Genomic DNA, 14,684 nt, shown 5'->3' on the forward strand with positions numbered 1-14,684 from the left:
CGCACCGGCCGGTCGGGGTTCGCGGTCGGTGCGCGACTGGCCGGGGCCGGACGGGTCCGGCCGGGGCCGGACGGTTTCGCCCGGCCCCGGCCGACGAGGACATACCCGAGCCGGCTGTGGTCAGCCGCGGCCCTTCTCGATCGCCGCCGTACGCGTCTGGGCGGCCCGAACGCGTTCGAGGTCGAACTTCTCCGACCGGTCGAAGCGGTAGACGCCGTTCTGCTCCTGGAAGACGTCGGTCAACTGCGTGTAGCAGTACCCGAACATGTCCGGGTCGTCCAGCAGCACCGCGACCAGTCCCTCGAAGCGGGCGTAGAACTCCTCCAGCGTGCGGCAGCGTTCGCCGTACCCCCAGGAGTCCTCGTCCGGACGCGCGTCGGGGTTCCACCAGATCCCGCCGAACTCGCTGCAGAAGTAGGGCTGTCCGGCGTACGGCACCGACCAGGGCTTGCCCTGCCCGCCGTCGTTGACGTACGGCTTGCCCTCGGCGAGGCCCTTCATCGCCTCGGCGAACTTCGCCGGGTTCTGTTCGTAGTTGTGCGAGTCGTAGATGTCGGTCTCGGGCACTCGGTGGGAGTAGCCGGAGGTGTCCAGCACCGGGCGGGACTGGTCGGCGGCCTTGGTGGCCAGGAACATCCCGCGCATCACGTCGTCGAGCACGGTGAACCGGTCGTGCATCCGCTGCCAGGTCTCGTTCAGCGGGCACCAGCCGACGATCGAGGGGTGGGAGTAGTCGCGTTCGACCGCCTCCAGCCACTGCGTGACGTACGTCGCGGTGGGCTGCTGGTTGTCGCCGTCGCGCCCGACGTTGCACCCCCAGTCGGGGAACTCGCCCCACACGAGGTAGCCGAGCCGGTCGGCGTGGTAGAGGAAGCGCTCCTCGAACACCTTCTGGTGCAGGCGGGCGCCGTTGAATCCGGCGGCGAGGGAGAGTTCGATGTCGGCGACGAGGGCGGCGTCGTCGGGCGCGGTGAGCAGCCCGTCGGCGTAGTAGCCCTGGTCGAGCACCAGCCGCTGGAAGACGGGCTCGCCGTTGAGCAACACGGCCTTGCCGTCGATGCTGACCGAACGCAGTCCGGCGTAGCTCGTCGCCTGGTCGACCACGGTGCCGTCGGCGTCGACGAGTTCGAATGCCAGGTCGTAGAGGTGGCCCGAGCCCACCGACCACAGCTTGCGGCGCTCGGCCGGCACGGCGAGCGTGAGCCGGACCGCGAGGTCGAGGTCGGCGCGCGCCTGCGCGGTGGCCACCACGCCGGCGTCGTCTGTCAAGGTCGCCTTGACGGTGAGCCCGCGACGCGGCCCGGCCAGCGGGACCTCCACGTGGAAGGCGCTGCCGGCGACGTCGGGAGTGATCCGCGGCCGGTTCAGGTGCGACGTCGGCACCGGCTCCAGCCACACCGTCTGCCAGATGCCGGTGGTCCGGGTGTAGTGGCAGTCATGGTTGCCGTACTGGTCGGACTGCTTGCCGCGGGCCTGCGGGCCCGCCCGGTGGTCGCGGGCACGGACGACGAGCGTCACCTCGCGGCCGGCGACGTCGCCGAGGTTGGCGCTGAAGGGCGTCGAGCCGCCGCGGTGCCGGGCCACCTCCGCGCCGTCCGCCCACACCGTGGTGTCGTGGTCGACGGCCTGGAAGTGGACCAGCACGTCGCGTCCGCGCCACTGCTCGGGGACCGCGAACGTACGGCGGTACCAGACCGCCTCCATGAAGTCGACGTCACCGATCCCGGACAGCTCCGACTCCGGGCAGAACGGCACCAGGATCTCACCGCCCAGGTCGCGTTCGACCAGGCCGCGCTCGAGGCCGGAGTCGCCCCGGTCGGTCTCGAACTGCCAGCGTCCGTTGAGGTTGAGCCAGTCGGGACGGACGAACTGCGGTCGCGGGTACTCCGGTCGAGGCTGGCCTGTCGAGGTCGCCGTCGAGGTCGCTGTCGAGGTCGAGGTCGAGGTCGAGGTCATGGTGGTGGGCTCCTCGGGCACGGGGGCTCCTGCGTGGTCGGTGCTGTGGTTCGGGGTCGGCGTCGTCGGCGACGATCATTACATCGCTGTAAACGTGATCCTCGCAGAAGCCGCGCGCGGGGACCAGAGTGCGTTCCGGCAGCCGGCGCCGCGAGCACGTGATCTAGCCGTTGTGGCTGGTACGCAGGTGGCGTTCCCACCAGTCGAGGATCGCGTCGAAGCGGGCGATCCGGTGGCTGGGCAGACCCGACCGGGACAGCTCGTGCCCCTCGCCGGGGAAGAGCAGCAACTCGGTCTCCACGCCCCGCAGTTTCAGTGCCACGAACAGTCGCTGCGCCTGCTCGACCGGGCACCGCCAGTCCTGTTCGGAGTGGATGATCAGCATCGGGACGGAGATGCCGTCGGCGCCGGCCAGCGGGGACATTCGGGCGCGCAGGTCGGCGTCGCCGTAGTACTGCTCCCCGAAGTACCACCCGATGTCGCTGGAGCCCACGAAGCTGTCCGCCGCGTTGACCGCGCGTTCGCTGATCGCCGCCCGGAACCGGTCGGAGTGCCCGGCCAGCCAGGTGGTCATGAAGCCGCCGTGCGACCCGCCCATCACTCCCGTACGGTCCGCGTCCAGGTCCGGGCTGGTGGCGAGGGCGTGGTCCAGGAGCGCGTGCAGGTCGGCCGCGGAGCGCTCACCGACGTCGTACCGGATGGCGGCGCCGTGTGCCTGGCCGTAGCCGGAGGAGCCGCGTGGGTTGCCCATCACCACCGCGTAACCAGCGCCGGCGTAGACCTGTGCCTCGTCCAGCAGGTTCCAGCCGTACTGCGCGAACGGGCCGCCGTGGATCAGCAGCAGGACCGGGTGCGGGCCGGGGCCCTCGGGCCGGACGAGCCAGCCGTGCACGGGATACCCGTCCGGTGCGGTGGCGTCCAGCTCCTCCGGGGCGCGCACCCGGCCGGTCCTCGCCAGCTCCGATCCGAAGGCGGTGAGGACCCGTTCGCTCCCGTCGCGGACGGCGACGAGCTCACCGGCGCCGTCGCCCGCGGTGACGGTGGCCACCACCACCCCCGCGGCGGCGTCGAAGCCGACGGCCTGCCGGTGCCCGGACAGCACCGTCCGGGGCTCGCCGCCGTCGAACGGGACCAGCAGCAGGTCAACGGCGCCGCGGTTCTCGTTGCCGAACAGCACGCCGTCCGCGGTGACGACCGTACGACCGGTGCTGTCACCGTGGTGGTGGGTCTCGGCCGGAGTGAGCCGCCTCGGCGTGCCCTCGGCCGCGTCGGCGGGCACCGCGTACAGCCCGGTGTGCCGGGCCACGAAGTCCAGCCCGCCCGGGCCGACCTCGCTGCCGAGGAAGTACACCGTGCGCCCGTCCGGCCCGAACGCCGGCTGGCCCACACCGAGCGTGGTGTCGGTGACCTGGCGCGGGTTCTTGCCGTCCGGCGTACACACGAACACATCGCTGCGCAGGTCGCGGTCGCGGCCGGCGTGGCGGGCGCTGGTGAACGCCAGCAGGTCGGAGTCGGGGCTCCACGCGACGTCGGCGTGGTCGAAGTCGCCCGAGGTCACCTGCACCGGCACCGGCTCGGCATGGAACGGGTCGACGACGAACACGTGCGGGCGCCGGTCGAGGACGAAGCCCACGCCGTCCAGGCGGTACCGCAGGCTGGTGATCCGGCGCGGTGGCTCCTGCTCGGGCGTGACGTCCTCCCGGGTGCCGTAGCGGCCCTCGTCGGGAACCCTCGCGACGTAGGCGATCCGGGTGGAGTCGGGGCTCCACACCGGGGTGCCCGCGCCGAGCGGGTGGTGGTCGACAGTGGTGACCTGGCGCGCGTCGCCGCCGCCGGTGGGCAGGACGTACAGCTGCGGCCTGGCGTCCTTGCCGCTCTTGCCGGCCGTACGCAGGAACGCCAGCCACCGCCCGTCCGGGGAGAACGCCGGCGCCTGGTCGCTCCAGCCGTGGGTGAGCGGCCGGGCGGGTTCGGCGGTCGGCCCGGTCGGCTCGGTCGGTTCGGTCGGCTCGGTCGGTTCGGTCGGTTCGGTCGGCACGGCCCACAGCTGGGCGCGGTAGGCGTCGGCTTCCAGATCGAGCCGGGTGACGGCCACGACCGCGGTGCGCCCGTCCGGGGAGAGGGCGGGCGTACCGGGAGTACGCAGCAGGCCAAGATCAGCAGGCTTCATGCCGCCGGACTGTAGTAGCCGCCGTCGGGCTGGTCGAGGCTCTGCCCCGAACCCGCCTCGGGTGAAGTGCGGGCTGGTCGAGGGTCCGCTCGAACCAGCCCCACTGACAGGACGTCAGCCGCGAGCGACGGGGACGTCGACCGGCTCGACCGACCCGGTGTGCCGGGCCCGCTCGGCGGCGAAGACCGCGAGGTGGGTCTCCAGCGACTCCAGGCCACCCGACCTGATCAGCGACGGGTCGCCCGCGACCAGTGCGGCGGTGAAGGAGTCCATCAGGCCGGCGTCGCCGCCACCGTGGCCGGAGCCCGCGTCGTGTCCGGTGGCCGGCACCGACAGCACCTCGGTCCGGTCGGTGAGGAAGTCGAACACCGTCACGTGCTCGCCGTCGCAGTCGACGGTGCCCTGGGTGCCGAAGATCTGCGTACGCCGGTGGCCCTTCTCCGCGAAGCCGACCATCGTGAAGGTGCCGGTGGCCCCGCCCGCGAACTCCATCGACACGACCTGGTGGTCGACCACGTCGTTGTCGCAGGCCCACACGCACCGTCCGTACGGTCCCTCGGCCAGCGCCTTGGTGACGCCCTCCTCGGTGATGTCGTTGGTGACGGTGTGCAGCGGCCAGCCGGTCTCGCCCCGCTGGATCATGCCGAGGTACAGCTTCTTCGCGGAGTAGGCGCAGGTGGGCTCCACCGCGCAGTCCAGGCAGCGGTCGGCGGCACCGGCGGGCTGGTTCTCCCGCTTGAAGTACGACAGCCGGCCGAAGCTCGACACCTTCTCGATCGGCGCGCCGACGACGTAGCGGATCCAGTCGATGTCGTGGCAGGACTTCGCCAGCAGCATCGACGACGACTCGTCCTCGCGCCGCCAGTTGCCGCGTACGTAGGAGTGCGCCTGGTGCCAGTAGCCCACCGGCTCCAGGTGCTGGATGCTCATGATCTCGCCGATCCGGCCGGAGTCGAGCACCTCCTTGAGCAGCTGGGTGTACGGCGTGTAGCGCAGCACGTGACAGACGGCGAGCATCACGCCGGTGCGCTGGACCGCGTCCAGCAGCGCCCGGCAGCCCTCCTCGGTCGGCGCCATCGGCTTCTCCACCAGCAGGTGGTAGCCCTGCTCGGCGAGCCGGATGGCCGGCTCGATGTGGTCGTTGTCCTGGGTGGCGACGACGGCCGCGTCGGCCAGCTTGCCGGCATCGCCGGCGGCCACCAGGTCGGCCCAGGAGGAGAAGGTGCGCTCGGGGGGTACGCCGTGGAGCTCGGCGAGGGTCTTGCGCTGGTAGTCACGCGGCTCGGCGACCGCCACCACCTTGGCCCGCTCGGGGTGGGCCGCCACCCACCTGGAGTAGACGGAGCCGCGGTTGCCGGCACCCAGGATGGCGATCGTCGCCGGCCGCCCGGTCGTGGGAAGGGTTTCCTCGGTCACCATGTGCTCCCAGGTGTCGCGGGTGGGGTTGCTCGGCGTCCGCTTCGGCTCTTGCTCGGCGTCTGCGCCACGCTGCCCACCGGTCGTCAGTGGTCCGCTCCCGATGGTGCCAGGTGAATGCGTTTTCTTGCGCACTAGCTCGCCAGTTGGAGCACTGACGTCCAGTTCGGCGACGGATCGCACACGGTTGGTGGACCTCCGGCAGCGGACCGCAGTGATCCCGCGACGGCCCGCGACCGGACGCGAGGAGTCGTCGAGCCGAGCGCGCCGAACTGACTTCCCATGCGTTCCGGAACCGGCCTGTCCGGCCCGGGACCCGGTCGTTGACCGCGTTCCCGGCAGGTCCCTACCATCCGTGAAACGATTCAGTCGATCACGTGAACCATCGACGAGAGGCGGTGCCGTGCGACGGGTGTGCTTTCTGCTGCGGGTCAAGCCTGACCGCCTGGACGAGTACCGACAACGCCACCACGCCGTCTGGCCGGAGATGCAGCAGGCGCTGCGGGAGACCGGATGGCACAACTACTCGCTCTTCCTGACCGACGACGGGCTGCTGGTCGGCTATCTCGAGACCGAGGACTTCGAGGCGGCCCAGGCGGGCATGGCGGAGCGGGAGATCAACCGCCGTTGGCAAAGCGAGATGGCGGACTTCTTCGAGGACCTGGAGTCGGGCAGCGCCGACACCGACATGCGACCGCTCACCGAGGTCTTCCACCTCGACTGAGCCGGCTGAACGGGAGATGAAGGGTATGGCCGCCACCACGATCGAGACTGTCAAGTCCGCCCTGCGCGCGCAGCAGATCGAGACCCCGTCCTGGGCGTACGGCAACTCGGGCACGAGGTTCAAGGTCTTCGCGCAGGAAGGCATTCCGCGCAACGCCTACGAGAAGGTCGACGACGCCGCGCTGGTCCACAAGCTCACCGGGGTCGCGCCGAGCGTGGCGCTGCACATCCCGTGGGACAAGGTGGACGACTACGCCGACCTCGCCGCGCACGCGAAGAACGCCGGCATCCGGCTCGGCGCGATCAACCCCAACGTCTTCCAGGAGGACGACTACCGGCTCGGCAGCGTCTGCAACCCCGACCCGGCCGTACGCAAGAAGGCTCTTGCCCACCTGCTGGAGTGCGTCGACATCATGGACGCCACCGGCTCCTCGATCCTCAGCCTGTGGTTCGCCGACGGGATCAACTATCCCGGGCAGGACTCGCTGCGCGCGCGCCAGGACCGGCTCGCCGAGGCGCTCTCGGCCGCGTACGACCGGCTGGGTGCGGACCAGCGGATGCTGGTGGAGTACAAGTTCTTCGAGCCGGCGTTCTACGCCACCGACATCCCCGACTGGGGGACGTCGTACGCGCACTGCGTCACCCTCGGCGAGCGGGCACAGGTGCTGGTCGACACCGGCCACCACGCGCCGGGCACGAACATCGAGTTCATCGTGGCGTTCCTGCTCCGGCAGGGAAAGCTCGGCGGCTTCCACTTCAACAGCAGGTTCTACGCCGACGACGACCTGATGGTCGGTGCCGCCGACCCGTTCCAGCTGTTCCGGATCATGCACGAGATCGTGCAGGCCGGTGCGCTGGAGGCGTCGGCCAACATCGCTTTCATGCTCGACCAGTGCCACAACCTCGAGCCGAAGGTGCCGGCGATGGTCCGGTCGATCATGAACGTCCAGGAGGCGACCGCCAAGGCGCTGCTGGTGGACGCCGACGCGCTCGCCGCCGCGCAACGCGACGGCGACGTGCTCGGCGCGAACGCGGTGGTGATGGACGCCTACAACAACGACGTCCGGCCGCTGCTTGCGGAGGTGCGCGAGGAGTTCGGTCTCGACCCCGACCCGATCGCCGCCTACCGTCGAACCGGCCACGCCGAGCGCGTACGCGAGGAACGCCGCGACGGCCAGGCCGCCGGCTGGGGCGCCTGACCTCCACGGTCACGACCAGCGCACACCCACGCCACGCCTGACGCTGAGGAGAAGCCAGCATGCACCCTGAGGTCGCCCAGCTGATCGAGCGCAGCCACCGGCTCGGCGCCGACCCGACGATCACCAACTACGCCGGCGGCAACGCCTCCTGCAAGGGTGCCGAACCCGACCCGGTGACCGGGTCCGACGTCGAACTGCTGTGGGTGAAGGGCTCCGGCGGCGACCTCGGCACGCTCACCGAGGCCGGGCTGGCCGTGCTGCGGCTGGACCGGATGCGGGCGCTGGCCAACGTCTATCCCGGTGTCGAACGCGAGGACGAGATGGTGGCCGCGTTCGACTTCTGCCTGCACGGCAAGGGCGGAGCGGCTCCCTCGATCGACACGGCGATGCACGGCCTGGTGGACGCGCCGCACGTGGACCACCTGCACCCGGACGCCGGGATCGCGTTCGCGGCCGCGGCCGACGGGGAGGCCCTCACCAAGGAGTGCTTCGGCGACCGGGTGGCGTGGGTGCCGTGGCGGCGGCCGGGATTCCAGCTGGGGCTGGACATCGCCCGGATCCACGCCGAGCACCCGGAGGCGATCGGCGTGGTGCTCGGCGGGCACGGCATCACCGCGTGGGGTGCGACGTCGCAGGAGTGCGAGGAGAACTCGCTGGAGATCATCCGGGCCTGCCAGGCGTACATCGAACGCAACGGCCGGCCCGACCCGTTCGGCGCGGTGGTGGCGGGGTACGAGCCGCTGCCGCCGGAGCAGCGCAGGGCCCGGGCCGCGGTGCTCGCACCGCTGATCCGGGGCCTCGCCTCGGTCGACCGCCCGCAGGTCGGCCACTACACCGACAGCGACGCGGTGCTCGACTTCGTGGCCCGCGAGCACCACCCGCGCCTCGCCGCGCTCGGCACCTCCTGCCCCGACCACTTCCTGCGGACGAAGGTGCGTCCGCTGGTGCTCGACCTGCCGGCGACCGCACCGCCGGCGGAGGTGGAGGAGCGGCTGCGCGCGCTCCACGCGGCCTACCGCGAGGACTACCGCGCCTACTACGAGCGGTACGCCGACGACGCCACGCCGGCCCTGCGCGGAGCGGACCCGGCCATCGTCCTGGTGCCCGGCGTCGGGATGTTCAGCTTCGGCAAGGACAAGCAGACCGCCCGGGTGGCCGGGGAGTTCTACGTCAACGCCATCAACGTCATGCGTGGCGCGGAGGCGATCTCCACCTACCGCCCGATCGAGGAACGCGAGAAGTTCCGGATCGAGTACTGGGCGCTGGAGGAGGCCAAGCTGGCCCGGATGCCCAAGCCCAAGCCGCTGGCCACCCGGGTCGCGTTCGTCACCGGCGCGGGGTCGGGCATCGGGCGGGCCATCGCCGAACGCCTCGCCGCCGAGGGCGCCTGCGTCGTGGTCGCCGACCTGAACACCGAGGCCGCCGCGGAGGTCGCCGAGGGCATCGGCGGCGCCGACGTGGCCGTACCCGTGACCGTGGACGTCACCGACGAGGAGCAGGTGCAGGCCGCGCTTGACGAGGCGGCACTGGCGTTCGGCGGTGTGGACCTGGTGGTCAACAACGCCGGCCTGTCGATCTCCAAGCCGCTGCTGGAGACGACCACCGCCGACTGGGACCTGCAGCACCGGGTGATGGCCCGCGGGTCGTTCCTGGTGGCCCGGGCGGCCGCGGCGGCGATGATCGCGCAGGGACTCGGCGGCGACATCGTCTACATCTCCAGCAAGAACGGCGTCTTCGCCGGCCCGAACAACGTCGCCTACGGCGCCGCCAAGGCCGACCAGGCCCACCAGGTGCGGCTGCTCGCGGCCGAGCTCGGCGAGCACGGCATCCGGGTCAACGGCATCAACCCCGACGGCGTGGTGCGCGGCTCGGGCATCTTCGCCTCCGGGTGGGGTGCGAAACGGGCCGCGGTGTACGGCGTACCCGAGGAGAAGCTCGGCGAGTACTACGCCCAGCGCACCCTGCTGAAGAAGGAGGTGCTGCCCGAGCACGTCGCCGCGGCGGTGGTCGCGCTCACCGCCGGCGACCTGGCCCAGACCACCGGGCTGCACATCCCGGTGGACAGCGGCGTGGCCGCGGCCTTCCTGCGCTGACGGCGGGCCGGCTTTCCGGAGAGGCTGTACGAAAGGGCTGGGGGATGAGCGACGACGTGCGACTTCGGGCCGCCGCGGTCGACCTGGGCGCGTCCAGCGGCCGCGTACTGGTCGGCACAGTGGGCCCGGACCACCTCGACACCGAGGTCGTCCACCGGTTTCCCAATGAACCGGTCGATGTCAACGGCCGGTTGTCATGGAACCTTCCCTCGTTGTGGCGCGGGATTCTCGCCGGGATCCGGGAGGCCGGCGAACGCGGCGTCACGTCGGTCGGCATCGACTCCTGGGGCGTCGACTACGGTCTGCTCGACGAGGCCGAACGGCTCATCGCACCACCGGTCCACTACCGCGACTCGCGTACCGACGGGATCATGGAGCGGGTACGCGCCGACGTCGGCGACCGCACGCTCTACGGCACCACCGGCGTGCAGTTCATGGGGTTCAACACCGCCTACCAACTGCTGGCCGAGGATCCGGCGACGCTGCGGAAGGCGCGCACGATGCTGTTGGTACCGGACCTGCTGTGCCACCGGCTCACCGGACGGATCGGCGCCGAACGCACGAACGCCTCCACCACCCAGCTGTACGACGTCCGGGCGCGCACGTGGTCCGGCGACCTCGTCCGCCGGCTCGGCCTGCCCCGCGGGCTGCTGGCGCCGCTGCGCGAGCCGGGCGACCTGCTCGGGCCGATCCGGTCGCAGCTGCTCGGGCCGCTCGGCGTCTCCCGCGACCTGTGGGTCACCACGGTGGCCTCGCACGACACCGCGTCGGCGGTCGCGGCGGTCCCGGCGCACGACGGCCACTTCGCCTACGTCTCCTGCGGCACCTGGTCGCTGGTGGGCCTGGAGCTGGGCTCGCCGGTGCTGTCGGCGGCGAGCCTCGAGGCCAACTTCACCAACGAGGTCGGCGTCGACGGGACGATCCGCTACCTGCGCAACGTGATGGGGCTGTGGCTGCTGCAGGAGAGCATGCGCACCTGGCGGGACGAGGGCCGGCCGGTGAGCCTGGCGCGGCTGCTCGCCGACGCCGGGGCCGAGCCACCGCTGCGCAGTGTGGTGGACGCGGAGTCGCCGGACTTCCTGGCGCCCGGTGACATGCCCGAGCGGATCCGCGCCCACTGCCGCGACAGCGGGCAGCCCGAGCCGGCCACGCCGGCCCAGGTCACCCGGTGTGTGCTGGACAGCCTCGCGCTGGCCCACGCACGCAACGTCGCGGCCGCCCAGCGGCTGTCCGGACGGCGGGTGGACGTGGTGCACGTCGTCGGCGGCGGTGCGCAGAACTCCCTGCTCTGCCAGCTCACCGCGGACGCCTGCGGGCTTCCCGTGGTCGCCGGGCCGGTGGAGGCGACGGCGCTGGGCAACCTGCTCGTCCAGGCCCGCGCGCACGGTGTGCTCGTCGACCGGGCCGAGGCCAGGGACGTCGTACGGCGGACCCAGGACCTGCGTACGTACGAACCCCGCGACCACGAACGCTGGTCCGCGCTGGTCGCTGCCGCCTGACGGCCGGGTGCCGACCGGTTCAGGACGTCCGCGCCGGTGTGGGTGTCAGCCGGCTGACGCGGCGGTGCGGTCGGGACGGTCGCCTGAGTATGGTGCGGGGATCGTTCAACGTGGGGAGGCGTCCGGTGCGTGCACTCGTTTTTCGCGGTCCGTGGGACCTCGCGGTCGAGGAACGGCCCGACCCGGTGGCGGGTCCGGGCGAGGTCGTGGTCGGTGTGGTGTCCACCGGCATCTGCGGGTCGGACCTGCACGGCTACACCGGTGAGAACGGCCGGCGGTTCCCGGGCCAGGTGATGGGACACGAGACGGTCGGCCGGGTGGTCGCCGTCGGGCCGGACGTGCCGGGCTCCGCGCGGCTGGCCGAGGGCGCGCTGGTGACGGTGCACCCGGTGCTCGCCTGCGGCAGCTGCGACGCGTGCCGGTCCGGGCAGGACCACCACTGCCCGACCAGGCAGATCATCGGGGTCGCGCCCGCGATCAGCGCCGCGTTCGCCGAGCTGATGGTGGTTCCGGCCGCCAACGTCATCGCGATGCCGGAGGACATGCCGGCGGAGTACGGCGCGCTGGTCGAGCCGCTCGCGGTCGGCTACCACGCCATGACCCGCGGCCGGTGCGGACCCGACGACAACGTGCTGGTGGTCGGCGGCGGCCCGATCGGACAGGCCTGCGCGCTGGCCGCCCGGCGCCTCGGCGCCGGCCGGGTCACCGTGTCCGAGCCGCACCCGGGTAGGCGGGCACTGCTCGCCGACATCGGCCTGACGGCGGTGGACCCGGCGGCCGCGCCGCTGGCCGACACCCTCGCCGAAACCGGTGTCGCCGGCCCCAGCCTGGTCGTGGACGCGGTGGGGTCGTCGCGGTCGCTGGGCGACGCGCTGGCGGTCGCCGCCGAGGGCGAGCGGGTGGTGCTGGTGGGCATGCACGAGCCGCAGGTCAGCCTGGCCGCGTACGCCGTCAGCATCGCCGAGCGCAGCATCGTGGGCAGCTACTGCTACAGCCGCGAGGACTTCGCCAGCACCGCCGCCTGGGTCGCCGACGGGCCGGCCGAGCTGGCCCGCCTGGTCGAGGGCCGAGTCAGCCTGGCCGACGCGCCGTCGGCGTTCCGGGCGCTGGCCGAGGGCAAGGACGGCTCCAGCAAGGTGCTCGTCTTCCCGGCCGGCGTCACCGGCTGACCAGCAGCTTCGCGCGAACGACGCCCGGTCGGGATGCCGAGCGGGCGTCGTTCGCGTACGGACTTGTCCTGCGGCCAGCCGTCCTACCGCGGTGCGGGCAGGACACAGGCCGGGCTGGGAATCTCCAGCACGTCGTCGGCCTGCTCCGGCACGCCGGTCGCGGCGTCCAGCACGAAGTGCGTGACCTGGTGGGAGCGCTCGTTGGCGACGTAGAGGTGCTGCCCGGCCACCACGAGGTGCCGCGGCCAGGCCCCTCCGGTCGGCACGTCGGCGACCGGCTTGACCTGACCGCCCTGCACCGACAGCGCGCCGATGACGTCCAGCCCGCGGTTGGCGACGTAGAGCATGCGCCCGTCGTCGCTGATCCCGATCTCCGACGGGTAGTTGTCGTCCGGCGCCGGCGCCAGGGTGGACGGCGCCACGCCCTGGTGGGTGAGCGCGCCGGTGGCCGGGTCGAGGACATACGTCGTGACGGTGGAGTCCAGCTCACCGGCCACGTGCACGAGGTTGTCCGGACCGAACGCGAGGTGCCGCGGCCCCGCACCCGGTGCGGTCTCGGCCACCGGGCCGGGGGCGAGCGTCCCGTCGTCGAGGTCGAGGGTGTACGTCAGCACCGCGTCCAGGCCGAGGTCGACGGCCAGCACGTGCCCACCGCTCGGGTCGACCCGGATGTGGTGGGCGTGCGGGCCCTCCTGCCGGTCGGCGCGCGGACCGGAACCCTCGTGCTGGATCAGGTCGGAGCGTTCGGCGAGCGAGCCGTCGGGCCGGATCGGGTGCACCGACAGATGGCCGCTGCCGTAGTTGGCGGTGAGCAGGAACCGGCCGGAGGGGTGCACGGTCAGGTGGCACGCGCCGTTGCCGCCGGTGGGCTCGGTGTTGAGCTCGCGCAGGCCGCCGTCGGAGCTGACCGCGTAGGCGGTGACGGAGGCGTCGCCGCGTTCGTTCACCGCGTACAGGTGGGTGCCGTCGGGATGCCAGGCCAGGAAGGCCGGGGACGTCGTCTGCGCCACCACGTCGACGAGGCTGAGCGCACCGGTCGAGGGATCCTGGTGGGCCAGGCTGATGCCGGTGCCCTCCCCGCCGGCGTCCTTGGTGAACGAGCCGATGTAGACCCTGCGGATGCCGTCCACGATTACCTCCGAAGTGACTGCGCTGTCGAGGTGGGGCGAAGCGTGGTCGAACCTACCGGTAGTCGCCGACAGTGCTGATCCGTGTGCCACATCGTGGTCGGATGGTCACCGGCGCAGCGGATCGTACGCCGTGAGGTCGAGGTCCGGGCGCGCGCCGACGGCGAGCGCGGCGGCGACCGCACCGGTGTAGGGGCCCGCGGTCAGCCCGGTGGCGCCGAGACCTGTGGCGAGTACCAGCCCCTCGATCCCGGGAACGCAGCCCAGCAACGGCAGTCCGTCGTCGCTGCTGGGCCGGAACCCGACCCTGGTCTCCACCACCCGTGCGTCGGCGAGGCCGGGCGCGACCGTCAGCGCGGCGTTCAGCACCTCGTACATACCGGCGGCGGTGACCCGGTGGTCGTACCCCGAACCCGTCTCCCGGGTCGCGCCCACCACCACGCGGCCGTCCGGGAACGCCAGCAGGTAGTGACCGCCGGGCGGCTGGACGACCGGCCACGTGGACGTCTCGGCGCCGCCCAGTGACAGGTGGACGATCTGGCCCTTCTGCGGCGCCAGGGCGAGCTTGATGCCCGCGGGTTCGAGGAGCTCGCCGCACCAGGCGCCGCCGGCGACCACCACCGCGTCGGAGCCGATGATCGTGCCGGCCTCGCCGTTGCCGCCGTTCCCGCTCGCGCCGTTGTCCAGGTGGACGCCGCCGACGCGTCCGTCGACCAGCAGCAAGCGGGCCGACCCGGTGACGAACCGGACGCCGCGACGGGCGCCCGCGCGGGTCAGCGCGACACGCATCCGGGCGCCGTCGACCCGGCCGCCGCCGCTGACGTGAACCGCCGCCAGGTCCGGGTGCAGCGGCGGGAACAACCTGCGCACCTCCGCGGGCGTCAGCCGGGTGACCGTTCCCACCTGGGGGATCCGGGCGGCGCGTTCGCGGGTGAGTTCGTACGTCGCGGCCAGGTTGTCCACGTCGGCGTCGACCTGCACGCCGCCGACCGGTTCGTAGCCGCTGTCGGTTTCGCCGTCGTCGGCCAGCCGGGCGAGAAGCTCGGGGTAGTAGCAGGCGCCGGCGACGTACAGCCGGAACGCGTCCGGGTCCGCGGCCGAACGCGACAGCCACGGGCTGACGATCCCGGCGCCGGCGTCGGTGGCCCGGCCGGGGTCCGCCCGGTCGACCAGGACGACCTCGACGTCGCGTTGTGCAAGGTGATACGCCGCACTCGCCCCGACGATGCCCCCGCCGATCACCACCACCCGCATGAGAATTCACTCTGGCACAGGGGCCAGCGCTTATCCCCGGCTTCGTCAACCTGGCTGAGTTCGGCCACGGTGCCCGGC

The 14,684-nt window shown here is 72.2% G+C and carries 10 protein-coding genes; 5 read left to right on the forward strand and 5 right to left on the reverse strand.

Annotated features, from left to right (window positions below):
- Nucleotides 1-120 precede the first annotated feature (120 nt).
- The 3 genes from F4554_RS05360 to F4554_RS05370 form a co-directional block, all read right to left on the reverse strand.
- Nucleotides 121-1,956, reverse strand: coding sequence for a glycoside hydrolase family 2 protein (locus F4554_RS05360; RefSeq protein WP_179786343.1), 1,836 nt, complete (start codon nucleotides 1,954-1,956; stop codon nucleotides 121-123).
- Between the two features lie 163 nt (nucleotides 1,957-2,119).
- Complete coding sequence (locus F4554_RS05365; protein WP_179786344.1) at nucleotides 2,120-4,126, reverse strand: S9 family peptidase; 2,007 nt, start codon at nucleotides 4,124-4,126, stop codon at nucleotides 2,120-2,122.
- Between the two features lie 114 nt (nucleotides 4,127-4,240).
- Nucleotides 4,241-5,545 carry a Gfo/Idh/MocA family protein gene (locus F4554_RS05370; protein WP_179786345.1) on the reverse strand — a complete coding sequence of 435 codons (1,305 nt, stop codon included), beginning with the start codon at nucleotides 5,543-5,545 and terminating at the stop codon, nucleotides 4,241-4,243.
- 400 nt (nucleotides 5,546-5,945) lie between these two features.
- On the opposite strand from F4554_RS05370, the gene F4554_RS05375 reads away from it, so the two are divergent.
- From F4554_RS05375 to F4554_RS05395, 5 genes are all read left to right on the forward strand, one after another.
- On the forward strand, nucleotides 5,946-6,266 hold the full coding sequence (locus F4554_RS05375) for an L-rhamnose mutarotase (RefSeq protein WP_179786346.1): 321 nt from the start codon (nucleotides 5,946-5,948) through the stop codon (nucleotides 6,264-6,266).
- A 25-nt stretch (nucleotides 6,267-6,291) separates the two neighbouring features.
- Complete coding sequence (gene rhaI, locus F4554_RS05380; protein WP_179786347.1) at nucleotides 6,292-7,464, forward strand: L-rhamnose isomerase; 1,173 nt, start codon at nucleotides 6,292-6,294, stop codon at nucleotides 7,462-7,464.
- 59 nt (nucleotides 7,465-7,523) lie between these two features.
- Nucleotides 7,524-9,557, forward strand: a complete 2,034-nt coding sequence (locus tag F4554_RS05385; RefSeq protein ID WP_179786348.1) for a bifunctional aldolase/short-chain dehydrogenase — start codon at nucleotides 7,524-7,526, stop codon at nucleotides 9,555-9,557.
- 44 nt (nucleotides 9,558-9,601) lie between these two features.
- Nucleotides 9,602-11,056, forward strand: coding sequence for a rhamnulokinase (locus F4554_RS05390; RefSeq protein ID WP_179786349.1), 1,455 nt, complete (start codon nucleotides 9,602-9,604; stop codon nucleotides 11,054-11,056).
- A gap of 125 nt (nucleotides 11,057-11,181) precedes the next feature.
- Nucleotides 11,182-12,225: an alcohol dehydrogenase catalytic domain-containing protein gene (locus tag F4554_RS05395; protein ID WP_179786350.1), complete on the forward strand. Its 1,044-nt coding sequence runs from the start codon at nucleotides 11,182-11,184 to the stop codon at nucleotides 12,223-12,225.
- Between the two features lie 83 nt (nucleotides 12,226-12,308).
- On the opposite strand, the gene F4554_RS05400 is transcribed toward F4554_RS05395, so the two are convergent.
- Nucleotides 12,309-13,355 carry a beta-propeller fold lactonase family protein gene (locus F4554_RS05400; protein WP_179786351.1) on the reverse strand — a complete coding sequence of 349 codons (1,047 nt, stop codon included), beginning with the start codon at nucleotides 13,353-13,355 and terminating at the stop codon, nucleotides 12,309-12,311.
- 105 nt (nucleotides 13,356-13,460) lie between these two features.
- The gene (locus tag F4554_RS05405; RefSeq protein ID WP_179786352.1) at nucleotides 13,461-14,606 is read right to left on the reverse strand and encodes an NAD(P)/FAD-dependent oxidoreductase; all 1,146 of its coding nucleotides are present in this window, start codon (nucleotides 14,604-14,606) and stop codon (nucleotides 13,461-13,463) included.
- Nucleotides 14,607-14,684 lie beyond the last annotated feature (78 nt).

It is taken from the genome of Actinopolymorpha rutila (genome assembly GCF_013407855.1).
Taxonomy (GTDB): Bacteria; Actinomycetota; Actinomycetes; order Propionibacteriales; family Actinopolymorphaceae; genus Actinopolymorpha; species Actinopolymorpha rutila.

Bases quoted from the DNA above. Each gene is read 5' to 3' on its own strand.
- F4554_RS05405 (WP_179786352.1), bottom strand. From the start codon at position 14,606: ATGCGGGTGGTGGTGATCGGCGGGGGCATCGTCGGGGCGAGTGCGGCG.
- rhaI (WP_179786347.1), top strand. From the start codon at position 6,292: ATGGCCGCCACCACGATCGAGACTGTCAAGTCCGCCCTGCGCGCGCAG.
- F4554_RS05370 (WP_179786345.1), bottom strand. From the start codon at position 5,545: ATGGTGACCGAGGAAACCCTTCCCACGACCGGGCGGCCGGCGACGATC.
- F4554_RS05365 (WP_179786344.1), bottom strand. From the start codon at position 4,126: ATGAAGCCTGCTGATCTTGGCCTGCTGCGTACTCCCGGTACGCCCGCC.
- F4554_RS05385 (WP_179786348.1), top strand. From the start codon at position 7,524: ATGCACCCTGAGGTCGCCCAGCTGATCGAGCGCAGCCACCGGCTCGGC.
- F4554_RS05360 (WP_179786343.1), bottom strand. From the start codon at position 1,956: ATGACCTCGACCTCGACCTCGACCTCGACAGCGACCTCGACGGCGACC.
- F4554_RS05390 (WP_179786349.1), top strand. From the start codon at position 9,602: ATGAGCGACGACGTGCGACTTCGGGCCGCCGCGGTCGACCTGGGCGCG.